Origin of the sequence: Sphingobacterium sp. SGR-19, assembly GCF_011043555.1 — a bacterium.
Lineage (GTDB): Bacteria > Bacteroidota > Bacteroidia > Sphingobacteriales > Sphingobacteriaceae > Sphingobacterium.
This window is the reverse complement of record NZ_JAAKGS010000004.1, coordinates 34,180-48,696: the sequence shown is the minus strand read 5'-3', so window position 1 is coordinate 48,696 and position 14,517 is coordinate 34,180. Positions and strand designations below refer to the sequence as shown.

Annotated in this window: 7 protein-coding genes; 1 reads left to right on the top strand and 6 read right to left on the bottom strand. The window is 44.3% G+C overall.

Going from position 1 to position 14,517, the window contains the following annotated elements; translation table 11 throughout:
- Positions 1 to 98 precede the first annotated feature (98 nt).
- From G5B43_RS09560 to G5B43_RS09535, 6 genes are all read right to left on the bottom strand, one after another.
- Positions 99 to 4,358: a two-component regulator propeller domain-containing protein gene (locus tag G5B43_RS09560; protein ID WP_165294525.1), complete on the bottom strand. Its 4,260-nt coding sequence runs from the start codon at positions 4,356 to 4,358 to the stop codon at positions 99 to 101.
- Positions 4,359 to 4,412: 54 nt separating this feature from the next.
- A complete protein-coding gene (locus tag G5B43_RS09555) occupies positions 4,413 to 6,458 on the bottom strand; it encodes a RagB/SusD family nutrient uptake outer membrane protein (protein WP_165294524.1) in 2,046 nt (681 codons plus the stop codon).
- A 36-nt stretch (positions 6,459 to 6,494) separates the two neighbouring features.
- Positions 6,495 to 9,851, bottom strand: a complete 3,357-nt coding sequence (locus tag G5B43_RS09550; protein ID WP_165294523.1) for a SusC/RagA family TonB-linked outer membrane protein — start codon at positions 9,849 to 9,851, stop codon at positions 6,495 to 6,497.
- A gap of 311 nt (positions 9,852 to 10,162) precedes the next feature.
- Positions 10,163 to 10,942 (bottom strand): rhamnogalacturonan acetylesterase, encoded by a 780-nt coding sequence (locus G5B43_RS09545; RefSeq protein ID WP_165294522.1) that lies wholly within the window; start codon positions 10,940 to 10,942, stop codon positions 10,163 to 10,165.
- An 11-nt stretch (positions 10,943 to 10,953) separates the two neighbouring features.
- Positions 10,954 to 11,949, bottom strand: a complete 996-nt coding sequence (locus G5B43_RS09540; RefSeq protein WP_165294521.1) for a pectinesterase family protein — start codon at positions 11,947 to 11,949, stop codon at positions 10,954 to 10,956.
- Between the two features lie 3 nt (positions 11,950 to 11,952).
- Positions 11,953 to 13,590, bottom strand: a complete 1,638-nt coding sequence (locus G5B43_RS09535) for a glycoside hydrolase 43 family protein (protein WP_165294520.1) — start codon at positions 13,588 to 13,590, stop codon at positions 11,953 to 11,955.
- Positions 13,591 to 13,773: 183 nt separating this feature from the next.
- On the opposite strand from G5B43_RS09535, the gene G5B43_RS09530 reads away from it, so the two are divergent.
- On the top strand, positions 13,774 to 14,517 hold the full coding sequence (locus tag G5B43_RS09530) for a rhamnogalacturonan acetylesterase (protein ID WP_165294519.1): 744 nt from the start codon (positions 13,774 to 13,776) through the stop codon (positions 14,515 to 14,517).

The following is a 14,517-nucleotide window of genomic DNA, read 5'->3' as shown; positions in this document are numbered from 1 at the left end:
AAAGACACCACAAGTATAAGAGACAGCGCCATTTTGGAGGTTCAAATTTTGATGAATAAGGTTCAAATTTTAAATCCACCTGTGTGGAGAGGTAAATTTTACAATGTATTTCTTTCGGACGATTTTTTTTGTTGGAAATACCTCTTAGGCGACGTGCCAAACTTTTCCCGAAAACAAGTACTGAAATACTTCGGGTTACTAAAACCGACTTGATAGGCGATTTCTGCGATATTATCCAATCCTTGATCCAACAATATTTTGGCTTTTTGAAGCCGCATGTCCCGAACAAACTCTACAGGAGCAATATCGGTCAAACTTTTGAATTTTTTATAGAACGTATTCCGCCCCAAGTTGAGCGAACCCGCTATTTGATCAATACTCAACGTAGGGCATTCCATTCGCTCCTCCACGATGGAAATAACATTCCGAAGAAATTCCCGATCATGGTCTGTGATAATAATATCATCCGTGCATATCAACAAATCCCGTTGATTTACCATATGTTCAAAAAGAAGCTTACGTTTCTTTAAAAGACGCTGGACAGACGCCAATAGAAAATCCAAATGGAAAGGTTTGGTGATATAATAGTCTGCACCATATTGAAGACCTTGGATCTGCGTCTCTATGGCGTGCTTCGCACTCAGCAGAATAATAGGGATATGACTTGTTTCGGTATGTTCTCTTAATTGTTTCACAAGTTCTATTCCATTCATACCGGGCATCATCACATCACTAACGATGATGTCTGGTTGGTTGTTTATCGCTGCAGATAATCCGTTATCGCCCTGTTCGGCCTCTATTACTTGGTAGTATTTCCGTAGCTGCGAAACCAAAAAGGCACGAAGCTCTTCATTATCTTCGACAATAAGGACTTGTTCCTGTAGTTCTTTTGATGCCGCGGCTTCTTCTTGCCACTCGTCAGTATCATGGTCTAGATAGGTGTCAATAGTTGCTTGTACAACAGGAATAAACTTAGATTCGTCACCTTTTTCTTGATCTAACATCAAGGAAAAGGTGACCTCCAAGCCTCCGCCTTCGCGATTTTTTGCCCAGATTTCACCGTCGTGTAGCTGTATGAGCTCTTTCGCGAGAGATAGTCCTATGCCCGAACTTTTTTCCGATTGGAAGAAAGGAGTCGATTCTATATGAAAGAGTTCAAAAATTTCGTTTAAGGCCTCTTCTTTGACACCAGGCCCCTGATCAAGTACCGAGAGGGTTACAGAACCAGCTGCTGTATTGACGTTAAAGGCTACGGTAACTTCCGTATTTGGGTACGTATATTTTAAGGCATTGGAGAATAAATTGTACAGGACGATTTCGATATTTTCCGGATCTATTGTCAACGATACGGTTGCGTCGGGAAGGTCGTGTCGTAGACGAATATTCTTCTCTTTTGCGACAACTTGGAAACCATTCAACACACGATGTACAAGCGAAATAAAATCAGTGGGGACTTTTTGCAATTTGTAGCTGTTCTCCTGTATCTGCCTCAACTCTAGCAGTTGATCTACAAAACGTTGCATGCGTTTTGCATTCAAGTTGATTAATTGCGTATACTGGCGATTTTCTTCATTGAGTTGTTTACTCTTGAGCAGCTGTTCTGCTGGACTGAGAATCAGGGTTAAAGGTGTTCTTAATTCGTGCGAAATATTCGTAAAAAAGCGCATTTTGACTTCCGCCATCTTTTGCTCAATAATGACGCGTTGCTTTAAGAGCCATATCGATTTAACGAAATGGCGGACGAATGCCAGTGTGATTATAGCGAGGCCTAAATAAAGACCATAAGCCCACCATGTTGCCCACCAAGGAGACGATATGACGATGGAAAGCCTTCGGAAAGGCCCAGTTGTATAGAGATCATATTCCCCTTTCACTTCGAATATGTAATGACCAGGTTTTAGATTCGTGAATGTCGCTCGGTTTAACGAGCCGTTCTGCTGCCAGATACTATCTAATCCCAATAACCTGTACGAAAAGTTAGGATTGCCTGTGCAGAAATCTGTCAAAGCAAAATCGATGCTGATATTGTTTTCGTCGTGTGGAAGAATTAGGTTATCGATATACTGAATATTCACTTTTTCCTTATCTCCTATTAAATTTCGTTCCTCATTATTGACCCACAATCCAGTCAGCGCCATGGTGACCACGTTTGTTTTTGCTTGCATCTTCGTGGGACTTACCGTGAGAAAACCCTTATTCGTTCCGAAGAAAAGACCGTTTTCCGCTGTTCCAGACACTGTTTTCTCCGAAAAAGACAGGCTATTAAGTCGATCTCCGGCGTCCATGTTCATAAACTGTTTACGGTGTTGATCGTACTTGATTATGCCTCCTTCTGTGGAGAGCCATAGGTTACCTTTAGAATCGGCGGTGCCGCCTAAAATAAAACTATTGTAAAGTCCTTCCTGCCGTCCGAAATTCGTGAACATCAATTTTCCAAAAGGATTGCCTTCTACTTTGGTAAGCCCACCACCCGATGTACAGAGGTACATGGCTCCCTCTGCGTCAGAAAAAATATATTGTATGTCATTGTCACCCAGTTTTATAGGGTGATGTGGTGTGTCAAAGAAAAAGCGGGTCTCTCCATCAGGGGCATGTACGACCAATCCTTCTGTCGTTGCAATCCACAAGTGTCCACGCTGATCAAAAGTGATGTGGCGGATTTTATTAAATAATCTATTTTGTGTCGTATGGTTTGTCCAGACGATCTTTTTCACGTCAACCTTTCCAAACCCATGTTCCAACTTATATAATCCGTTATCGAAAGTACCTATCCAGATACGCTGTTTCTGATCTTCAGCCAATGTATAGATTTGGTTGGCGTTTAATCCATCCTGTTCGCTTGTAATCCGGCTTAACGTGTAACCTCCATCATCTTTGGCTACAGCTTTAAATAATCCTAAAGCTTTTGTCCCGATCCAGATATTACCGGAATGATCTTCCAACAAACTGTAGATACCATCAGATTCTTTAAAAATGGTAGGGTTAAAAAGAGAGACCGTCTTTTCGTTCTGTCGGACATACAGGTTCCCCGCTTTCGTTCCTACCCATAATTTTGCTGTTGCATCCAACATCAAACTTCTAACCTCATCGTTTAAAGTACTGTGCTTGTCAATAAACAGATCATGATGGTGAAAAGCAAAATTGGAAAACACAAGTTTGACAAATCCTTTCTCCTCCGAGGTAAACCATAAAGCTCCGCTATGATCATAGAAAAAAAGATAATTATATTGGGGTAAAACAGTGGTTTGCGACCCAATGTCGTTCATAGAAAATTTGACCTCCTGTGTATTTTCATCAAAGTAGCCGAAACCACCTCCCCTTATGCTGATCCATACGCGATTGTTGACATCTTCGAAGCAAAAAAATGGTGTCTTTGTATTCTGTTTGGCATATAGAGGGTTAAAAATGCGTGACAAGTTGCTGCGTCGATCCAAATAGAGCACACTGCTCTCCTGTTCTATCCAAAGATTCCCCTTAGCATCCTCGTACATACCATAGAGCGATTGATGTCCATCGATCAGCTTATCTGCGGTCTTGCTAGAAACGTTGACTCTGAATAGACAACCGTCGTTACGTGTTGCATATAGGAAATCACCATAATTTGAGAAAAGGATAGCATGGACTATGTCTCCACCGATTTTTATCTTTTCCACTTGATGTTGACCGTCTTTCACTAACAATATATCGGCACTATTGGCTATAAATGCAGAGCCCCATTTTCCATGGGCAAATTTGACAATCGGCCCTCCCGCATACACACTGCCCGTAGATTGATATTCTGTACCTAACTGCAGGAGGAGGTCAAGACCCTTGTTAGTCCCTATCCAGATATGTCCGCTGTTATCTTGATGGACGATATTAATAGTATCCGAGGAAATGCGATGGGATGTTGCACTTTTCGTACTGTAATGTAAAATATTGGCGAACGGGGCTCTACGGGGTATCGCCACGATTCCACGATCTTCTGTGCCAAGCCAGACGTAATCATCGGTTAAGAGGAATATTTTATTAAATAAAAAAGTATATCCTAGGGATTGCCTTATTTGTGGTGATAAGGCGTGGAATCTTTCTGTCTTTTTGTTGAACCAATAGATTTGGTGGTCGTAAGTCAGTACCCATAAATAATCATCGTCATCCACGATCTGTATGATTCGGCGATTCAATAAAAAAGATTCACTGTTTTGTTGGATACCGTCGAACGTTTTAAAGGTCGTTCCATCATAGCGATTGATACCGTTCCAAGTGCCTAACCATAAGAAACCATCTTTATCTTTCGTGATACACGATACCGTACGGTGAGAAGGACCATTTTCCTTGGTATAGGTCGTTAAATGACCTACCGCTTGTGGAGAGCCCACAAGCGGTAAGATACAAAGTAATATGAGGTAAAGCGCACGCAATTATCTGATAAATTAGTTGTTAGGCAATCCGTAACCGTTTTTTACTTTTCCTTTCGATTGGTCGATCACTGTAAGCGGCATAGGATGGTAATAGCGAGGCGCCATATTCTCTCTACCCACAATGCCATCCAGAATAGCGGCTCGGTACATCGCCGGGTTGGTTCCTTGCAACATTTTGATCGCCCATTCGGTCCTAACATAGCCGTCGGCTTCTAGCGCTGCTGCCTCGGCACCATTTGGATCGATATAATTGTATAGTCCTTTTATGGCTAGGTTTTTAGCGGCGACACTGGCATGCACGGCAGCATTCCAATTGTAGATTCCTCGCCAGCCGGGGAAACTTACCGGATCGTTTGGATTGGTACTTTCCTGTGTTACCTCGGCTGCCGAGCTGCCTGGATTTAACTGAACATGTTTCGTCCAAATATAATTAGAGATCGTGCGTCCGTTTGGAAAAGTATAATAACCGTTACTCGTTAATCCAGCCATCATGTTTTCCATTTCTTGACGAACTTTAATAGCTCTTTCATTGAACTTTCCCGAACGTATCATATCCCAGCGAACATCTCCCTCGCCAAGTAATTCCAATCTACGCTCTTCGTACACGGCGTTGAGAAGTGCCTCTCCGCTCAGCGCCGGTATATTGTTGTTGGTGTGGCCGAACGCGCGGGCCCGGATTTGGTTGACGAGGTTGACCGCACCACCATTATCCGAGCCCAAAATGGCCTTTGCCTCCGCGAGCATCAACATGGCATCCGCCATGCGCATGACCGTATAGTTCATCCCAGAGTTGCGGAAATGATTATTCGGAATCAACGGATTGTCCCCCCGGTTTTGATCCCATTTATTAATAGCCGGACCCCCGCCCCCGATGCGTGTCCCCGCGCCCATTGGCATCAATGTTTCCCTTCCGGTTGCTGCGTCACTACCGGTTACGACCATACTGACATCTCGGCGTTTATCGCCGTTCTCATAGCTGCTGTAAAAGAAAGATGGCACGATACGGATAGCCGCAAAAGTATTAAGCACTGAAACAGCTCCGTTATTAGAGCCGGGACGTCCTTGCGAATAGGGGTGCTCCCCTCCGAAGCCGGGGGCGCAGGCAACCTCGTACAGGGACTCCGGACTGACGCGTCTGGAGTTGATTTCTTGCCAATGCACCTGGAAAGGGTTATTGGCTGCTCTGCTATCGTTAGTAATCAGCCTCGCAGTTCCGTTATGCGTGTTAACGGCAACGTTAAGATACTGTTCCGCTATCCGAATATAGTCCAGATAGTCTTTTCGTCGAGCGTATATACATGTACCATCGTCTGTACCTTTGTAATCAAATTGTACATTCCGATATAGATCGGGGACATCCGTACGGATAGTCTGCCAACCACCTGCGTGTAAGGCAATCTCACCAATAAGGGCGTTCGCATAAGAGCGGTTTAGGCGTTCAGCCGTAACACCACCTTCGCCTACCTTATACATCATGCCTTCCACCGATCGCAATTCCGCAATCAGCGTATCCATGATCGCGAAGCGTGATTTCAATTCATAGTCCTGTACGTAGGTATTTTCATAGCCGAAAGGAACATCGCCAAAGTGGCGTACCAATTCCCAGCCGCAGAGGGCCCACATCGTCTTCGCTTCACCATAGAGCTGCTTCCACTCGTTGTTCTCGTTAGTTTCAAGTACTCCCATGTCTTGAATAATTTCTGCAATTCGAGAAGCGCGAGCCAATATAATATTTAAACTGTTGTATTGGGTGGCAGCATTGTTAACGGCTGAGGCTTCGGGCTGTAGTCGTGCAATCACGTTATTTCCGGTGGGATATTCACTCATGTATTCGGCATCGGAGCCCAACGGATCCTGCCAGTTATAATTCCCCCCGGCGGCCACGTTAGTACGGTATTCGCCGTACGCCCACGATAATGTTTTGGCCGCTTCCTCGGGGCTGGACATGACAAACTCGTTATCGCTCTGTCCTGGGTTGGTGACATCTAGATAATCTTTACATTGGAGGAACATAGCGGATGTTACCGCCAAGCATATATATAAAGCTGTTCTTTTCATGGTTCTTTTGTTTAATTTTCTAATCAATCATCTTGCTTAAAATGTAGCACTTAATCCGATCACAAATTGACGTGGACGTGGATAGGTTCCCCAATCAAAGCCCGGTGTTGGATAGCGGGAATTATTAATATTTGGGTTCGCATTCACTTCTGGATCGATTCCCGAGTATCCAGTCAATGTTGCTACATTATAGATAGTACCATAAATACGTAAATTGTTTAATCCGATCTTGCTCATTAAAGATTTCTCCATGCTGTAGCCAAGTGTCAAGGTGTTCAAGCGAAGGTAAGAGCCATCCTCTATACCAATATCACTCACGTAACCTTGATGTAGATACGTAAGCGGCAGTGTTGCGTTTTGGTTTAGTGCATCTAATGCCGTAGGGTCTGTTATCCGTTGGAGGTTTCCACTAGCGTCGATCTCATAGATTTTATAACCATCATTTACGATGTCCAGTTTGTTGCCGTATAATCCTCCTCCTTTGTTACCGTTGTAGAGGGTAGCCAATTTGTTCGCATTGTAGATCTGGTTACCGTAGCTCCAGTTGAAATACGCTCCTAAATCAAAGTTTTTATAGTTAGCTGTAAGGTTGACCCCTCCGGTATGTTTAGGGGTCATGTTTCCAATTTCAACGTAATCTTTCGTATCGATTATGCCATCCCCGTCGGTGTCTACGAATTTAGGCATGCCGGGATATGCTTGTTGGCCGGCGGGTACAACACCTTTATGGTGAGCGACAAACGCAGCGGCCAGATCTGCAATCCCATCTTTTAGGGTATACATTTGTGTGGCAGCGTCATACACAAAGTCACTGGTTTCATAAAAACCTCTCCCAGCCGTTTGATAACCCATTACGATGCCTACCGGTTTACCTTCTTGTAATATAAAATCATTACCTGGGATACCCGATTGTAGGAAGTTACTACCATATACACTTTGCACCCCTTCTGCTAATTCCTCAATTCTATTTTTGTTGAAGTTAATATTGCCACCAGCAGTAATATTCCAGTCCTCATTTCTGAATACGGTGCCCGATAGGGAGAACTCAATCCCTCTATTACTCGTTTTTCCCACGTTTGCATAACTGGTATTGAACCCTGTGATGGACGGAATATCGGTAAGCATTAACAGGTCGCGCGTAGTGTTTTTATAGACGTCCACTGTACCCCATAGCCTATTGTTCCACAACGTAAAATCAAGCCCAAGGTTCCGAGTGATGGTAGTTTCCCATTTTAGATTACGATTTGCCATTTGAGCTGAGGCTAGATCGTAACCGGGCTGGATTATATTGCCTAGCGCTTGCCGATAACGTAGGTCGGTCTCCGCTACCCATAATTGTGACCACTGGTTTGGATCGACCGCGTCGTTACCTACTTCGCCGTACGAAGCGCGTAACTTAAGATCGTCTATCCAAATCTGGCTTTTCAGGAAAGACTCGTTAGAAAGGCGCCAAGCTGCGGCTGCTGCTGGAAAGTACCCCCAACGGTGCTCTGGCGAAAAGTTCGAAGACCCATCAGCACGCATCGTTATGGTGAACATATACCGATCCAACAAGGAATAGTTACTCCGGGCGAAATAGGAAAGTATTCGTGATGGAGTGGTAGCGCCGCTGGAAACGACGAGGTTCGTAGAAACGCTGGTGTCATATTGGTTGATCATCGCAAAAGCATTGTCTTTTGTGAAGTTTGCCGGAAAGCGCATCGCGTCAATACGCATATCACTCCCACCGGAATTAGTGACTTCTTGTCCAGCTAGCAGGTTAAGCCTATGCGTGTCATTCTGTAGAATATCATAGTTCAAAGTGTTTGTCCAACGAAGCCCCCAGGCATCTCGCTTTCTGAGATCTGCATTCCCTGCATAAATAATTTTGTCCATGGTTTCCATCGTACCCGTAGCGATGTAATAATTCGGATCAATAGTGGGCCCTTCCCAGTTTTTATTGGTCGTATAGGACCGGGATAGAGTTAGTTCCGTACGGTACGTTAAGTTGTTCAGAATATTCCAGTTTAGGCCGGCAGTACCTAGTAAAGATTGTTCCAAGGCCAGGTTATCGTTATCCAAAGTCCTGTTTACCCCGTTTGTTACATCGTACATTACGGTATTTTCTTCACCTAAACTTGAATGCGTCAGATAAGACAGATCGCCTTTGATATCTGTGATTGCGATGGGACGAAATCGGTAGGACGAAGAGAGGATGGAACCCGCACCACTGGTTGTCCCCTCGCTTCCAAGTGATTTTCTATCTGTATAACGAAGATCCACGTTAAAATTCAGATTTTTATGCAGCTTCTGATCGATTTTGAATATCGCAGAAGCTCGTTTTGCGTAGGACATCAATTTCATTCCCTGTTCGTCCATATAGTTTGCAGCAAATAATATTTTTGTCTTTTCATTTCCCCCTGCAATCGAAAGATCGTGGTTATGGGAGAAGGAACTGTTGTAAAGGCTTTTTTGGAGGTTATAGGTTGGGACATCTCGGTATGCGTCTATACCCGCTGTGTTGCTGCCTCTGTTTTCGCCCAAGGCAAATAGCTGGGTAAAAGGGGTTACATAGTCGATGTCTTCATAGGCATCTAACATCGCCCATTTAAACGCGAGGTAATCGTAGGGGCTTAATGCTTCCATATAACCGGTAGGTCGGTTGAATTTACTATAACCGGTATAAGTTACCGAGCTTCTGCCTTCTTTTGCCCTTTTCGTAGTCACAAGTACCACGCCGTTTGCGCCTCGAGCACCATAGATGGCGGTAGATGACGCATCCTTCAGCACGTCTACACTCTCCACCATATCACTCGGTATATCAGAGATGTTGCCGGGGATTCCGTCGATAAGGATTAAAGGTTCATTGCTCTGTGAAATCGATCCACCGCCACGGATGCGGATCGAGACGTCACCATCGGGGCGGCCGTCTTGCGACATGACGTTAACGCCGGGCATTTTCCCCTGTAATGCTTGCGCGACATTAATTACCGGAGCAGTTGCGAGATCTTTTCCGCTTACCGAGGCTACCGATCCAGTCAAATCACGACGGCGCACCGTTTGGTAACCGATCACCACGACTTCATCGAGTGCTACATCATCTTCCGTTAAGGTGATAGAAAGAGTCATATTCTGATCTGCTGGAATTTCTTGCGTACTGTACCCAGTATAACTCACTATAATAACATTTCCTGTTGATACACCTGGTAATGTAAAATCGCCGTTGCTATCCGTCGCGGTTTCCGTGGCTGTTCCTTTTATTTTCACACTGGCACCACGAATCGGCGTGCCCGATTGATCTATGACGTTTCCTTTTTGGGTCGCAGTTTGTGCCAAACTCCTTCCACACACTAACAGGAGCGGAAGGAGAATGAAAAGGACGCCTTTTCTTCGAATTAAGTTTATTTTTTCCATAAGGATATGAGGTTTTAAGTTTACGCTAGAAAACAGATAAATTGTATTGCAACCGGTTGTTTTTTTTGCCATAAAAACTAAATTGACCATTGAATCTATTCCAAACGCTCAATTAGTTAATCTGCTTTTAAAATGACATCTATTAAAATCGTTTATTAACTGGACCACTCTATTTTGAAACATTACGCTCTCCTAGAAAGTGCATGCGGTTTATTAATTATGTTATTACAATAATAGGATATTGGCAAATCAATAAAGAATAATGTCGATAGAAAAGTTACGCAAACGTTGCCGGGAACGTTATTAATAAGCTACAATCCTTTCATCGCATCAAAAACCAGTCGAGCAACAGCACTACCCCCCGCAACTTGGAAATGCGTATTATCTTTTTGTCCATCAGGATAAGCTTGAAACCGGCCCGCAGAAAAATTCATAAAGTAATTTTTCGTAACATAATCTTGTCCTTTTTTCGAGAAATGAGCCATCGATAGCTCGTTTAAATCAATTAGTTTGACGTCCATTTCAACAGCCACCTCTTTTACGGCTTGTGGATATTCTCCGTGTACATTGTCGAGCTTACCCTCCTTCCACGGATAGTTTCGTGCCACCGGCGTAAGTAAAATAGGCAGGGCACCTTTTTGGCGTGTTTGGTTAATGAACAGCCGCAGAAATTCCTTATAGCCTTGGATATCTACATACCGCTCCGGCTTGTTTTCCGCAGCATCGTTGTGCCCAAATTGTATCATGACAACGTCTCCCTTTTGGAGTACGTTATAGATGGCAGACCATCGACCTTCCTGAAAAAAAGTTCGGGTGCTTCGTCCGCCTTTGGCGCGATCATCCACTTTCACTTGGTCTACTTTGCCAAGAAGATGTTCCACGTGCTTTAAACTATCTGCGGCGAAGAAGGGCTGGAACATCTGTCCCCAACCCACTAAAGGGTATCGTTTGCTGTCGTATTCTTCTTCAAGCGAATAGTCTGCAACCGTTGAGTCGCCAATGAGGTAAATCGTCGTTACCCTTTGGTTAGAGAAAGAAGTAAGTAAGGCACCTACTGCGAAAATGATTACTATTACGTTATATCTCTTCATAAGTTTATTGTTTACATCGGACTCCACCTGTTTAGTACCCACTCGGGGCTGTATTTTTTTAGTGCTGATTTCTTCAGTTGATGTGACCATTCGACTCTTTTCGACAAATCTTCTGCTCCTGCCCCATAGCTTCCATATTCAGCATAAAAAGCAGTTTTCTCCTTGTTGGGAAAATTTTTGTCGCCCGGCCAAGGATGCCATCCCTGCGGTGTAATGTGGTCGCCCATTTCCGTGTTTATAAATACGGTTTTTGCATGAGGGCGCCACGGCCTACCGAGATAAACCTTATTTACCTCGTCCTTGGCGGTCAGTCTGCAGGATTCGAATACAAATCCATAAGGGGCTTCGGCCGTTGTCGACGCCGCCGTAATATATGAATTTGACAAACTTTCAATATGACAGCGGAAGAAATACGCCGTTGCAGCGCCGAAAATAAAGTCCGTAGTGCCATTGATAAAACAATTCTCCAAAAAGTTGCGTGTGCCCGCCTTCGCGAGATAGAGTGTATCTTGGTTGCCCAAAATATGGCAATTGCGTACGGTGATGCGATCCCCCTCCGTATGTAAAGCGACTGCCTGCCCTACCTTGCCCGCTGTGTTGGCGATTGTTAAATCTTCCAGCGAGCAATCGTTCGCATCAACTAAAACCGTATACGATGTGTACGTGCTAAAATTCGGATTTCCCGTCACATCGATTCCCCGAAAAGGCTTGCCGGAATAGTCGTCATACTCAATGATCGACTTTTCTGCCCCTTCTCCCTTTAGTGTGATATTTCTTTTGAAAGCTGGGATAACGACCTTTTCTCTGTAAATACCTGCTTTGATATAAATAGTCACACGTTTTTCCGCATGGTCCCTCACTTGGTTGATCGCTTCCTGTATCGTCGTAAAATCACCTGATCCGTCCTGAGAAACAATTAACTCAAATCTGTTGTCTGTTGTCTGTGCTCTCCCCCCCGTTGCGACAAAGGAGATAAACAAAATGAATAGTATTTTATGTACCCACATAGCTTATTCTTTTATAGGCTCTACTCTAAACCAATCAAACTCTGCATAACCGCTATCATTGATCTGTGTGTCTCGCGCGGCGTATAACCCTAACGTTGCACCAATCCATTTGCCGGGGCTTGCTGTAAATGCGTCTCCTACTGCTGTATATCTTTTTCCGTCTAGGCTATAAGACCATTGGCAGATTGCTCCTTTGTTTACTTTTACGCGAAGATAAATGTACTCTCCTTCTTGCAAATCAGTGATAGTGGTGACCGACTCGTCGCCCGAGGTTAAACCCTTTTTGCAGCTTGCATAATATAGTGTTTGCTTACCCTTGTCTTGCTTAACATAGAGCTGACTGTAATCCTCTCCAACTACAGCAAATCCAGCACGCTCATGCTCGATTTTCTCGTTTGCTATAAGCCGCATCTTGGTCGTTGCCATAAACTCCTCAGCAGGGAATTTTTGCGTGAGTAAATGAGGAATATCCAGCAAATTTTTATGATTTTCCGGAACTTGTTGTGTATATAGTGTTAAATGTCCGTGCTTGCTAGGCATAAGCCAGGTGCCGTCCGGATTAGCCTGCCATTGCCATTGCTTACTAAGTAATGGTGTTTCGAATTCATCCGACTCGGCAGGTGTCTCAATCGGATAAGTTTTTCCAACGTTTGGTTTTTTATATGTCGACACCGGTTCGCCGGTTCCCTTGATATCGTTTTCTTTACCGATGATAGGCCAATTATCCACCCATTTCATAGGCTGTAAGTGAACGATACGCCCATATGCATCTTTATCTTGAAAGTGTACAAACCAATCTTCTCCCGTTTGGGTGTCTACCCATGCGCCTTGATGCGGGCCATTGATAACGGTGCTTCCTTGGTGCATGGCGACGTGTCGTTCATAAGGGCCGTATATATTTTTCGAACGTAATACCAGTTGCCATCCCGTAGATACGCCGCCCGCAGGAGCAAACAGATAATAATAACCATTGCGTTTATGCATCTTGGTCCCCTCAATAGTAGGGTCGGCTTCGTGGCCATCATATACGATCGTACCACGATCCAACACTTTGCTACCGGTTGCATTGAGCCTCGCAACAGCGACGACGCTTTTCAGTCCAGCGCGGCTCCCCGCGTAGGCAAAAGACAGATAATTGTTGCCATCTTCGTCCCAAAATGGACAAGGGTCGATTAATCCCTTACCCTCAAAGACTAGAACGGGTGCCGACCAATCTCCGGCGGGATCTTTGGTCTTGATCATATAGATACCGAAATCGGGATCCCCCCAGTAGATATAGAATTCGCCTTCATGATAGCGAATAGAGGGGGCCCAAACGCCGTTTCCATGCTGAACGGTGTTGAATACATCTTCTGGGATTTGTCTAGGCAAAGCGTGTGAAATGATTCTCCAGTTTACCAAATCTTTTGAGTGTAATACAGGAAGCCCAGGGGCGTGATTGAAGCTTGAGGCAGTCATATAGAAGTCGTCGCCGACACGGATTGCATCCGGATCGGAATAATCGGCGTGTAAAATCGGATTTTGGTACTGTCCGTTGCCCAAATCAGCAACCCATACGGATGAAACATAAGGGCTTTGTGCATAGATTGCCGGGCCGGATGATAGCACAAAAGCAAGTGAAAGTATAGAAAATTTATTCATTGTTGTGTGTTTGATTTACGTATTGGTAATCACAAGAATACATATTTTTGAGGAGTGTACAAAAAAAGAAATATGCAATCGTTGCCGGCAACGATTGCGTGTAATTTTATCGATTAATTTTAAAAAAAATCAGATATTGACATCGTTTAAGCAAGGGAGTAAACATACGTAAACCAGGAAATAATGAATACACCTAAGTTCATCCCATTTGGGGGAATACTTTTATTGGCTTTGCTGTGTAGTTTCATACCGGAGTCTAAGAAAACGGTTTGGATGATAGGCGATTCCACGATGGCTATAAAAGCACCCGAGAAATTCCCGGAAACGGGTTGGGGCGTGGCATTTGCGGAGATGTTCAGGTCCGATGTGAACGTGATAAATAAAGCAAAGAACGGGAGAAGCACAAAGTCTTGTATCCGAGAAGGGATCTGGAAAGAAGTGAGCGATGGGTTGAGACAGGGAGATTATGTTTTTATTCAATTTGGGCATAATGATGAGAAGGTCCATAAGCCAAATACAGGAACAACGGTTGAGGAATACAACGCAAATCTCTCTTTATTCGTCACAGAAGCACGGTCGAAAGGAGCTGAACCCGTCTTGTTGACACCTATAGCACGCCGTGCGTTTGAAGGTGGCAAGCTTGTCGATACGCATGGTGCGTATCCCGATGCGGTAAGAAGGGTAGCAGACAGCTTACATGTGCCGCTTATCGACTTGACACAACAAACATCGGAATTATTCACCGAGTTGGGCGAGGAGAAATCTGCCAGTTTGTTTTTACATCTGCCGGAGGGACATATCAATTATCCAAAAGGGGTAATCGATAATACACATTTGAATGAACGGGGCGCAGAGGCCGTCGCTCATCTTGTTGCTCTTGACCTGAAACAGCAGCGTATACCTTTAGCGAAAGATTTAAAAGAATAA

Coding starts and splice junctions, on each gene's coding strand:
- G5B43_RS09555 (WP_165294524.1), bottom strand. CDS start 6,458: ATGAAAAGAACAGCTTTATATATATGCTTGGCGGTAACATCCGCTATG.
- G5B43_RS09550 (WP_165294523.1), bottom strand. CDS start 9,851: ATGGAAAAAATAAACTTAATTCGAAGAAAAGGCGTCCTTTTCATTCTC.
- G5B43_RS09545 (WP_165294522.1), bottom strand. CDS start 10,942: ATGAAGAGATATAACGTAATAGTAATCATTTTCGCAGTAGGTGCCTTA.
- G5B43_RS09540 (WP_165294521.1), bottom strand. CDS start 11,949: ATGTGGGTACATAAAATACTATTCATTTTGTTTATCTCCTTTGTCGCA.
- G5B43_RS09535 (WP_165294520.1), bottom strand. CDS start 13,590: ATGAATAAATTTTCTATACTTTCACTTGCTTTTGTGCTATCATCCGGC.
- G5B43_RS09530 (WP_165294519.1), top strand. CDS start 13,774: ATGAATACACCTAAGTTCATCCCATTTGGGGGAATACTTTTATTGGCT.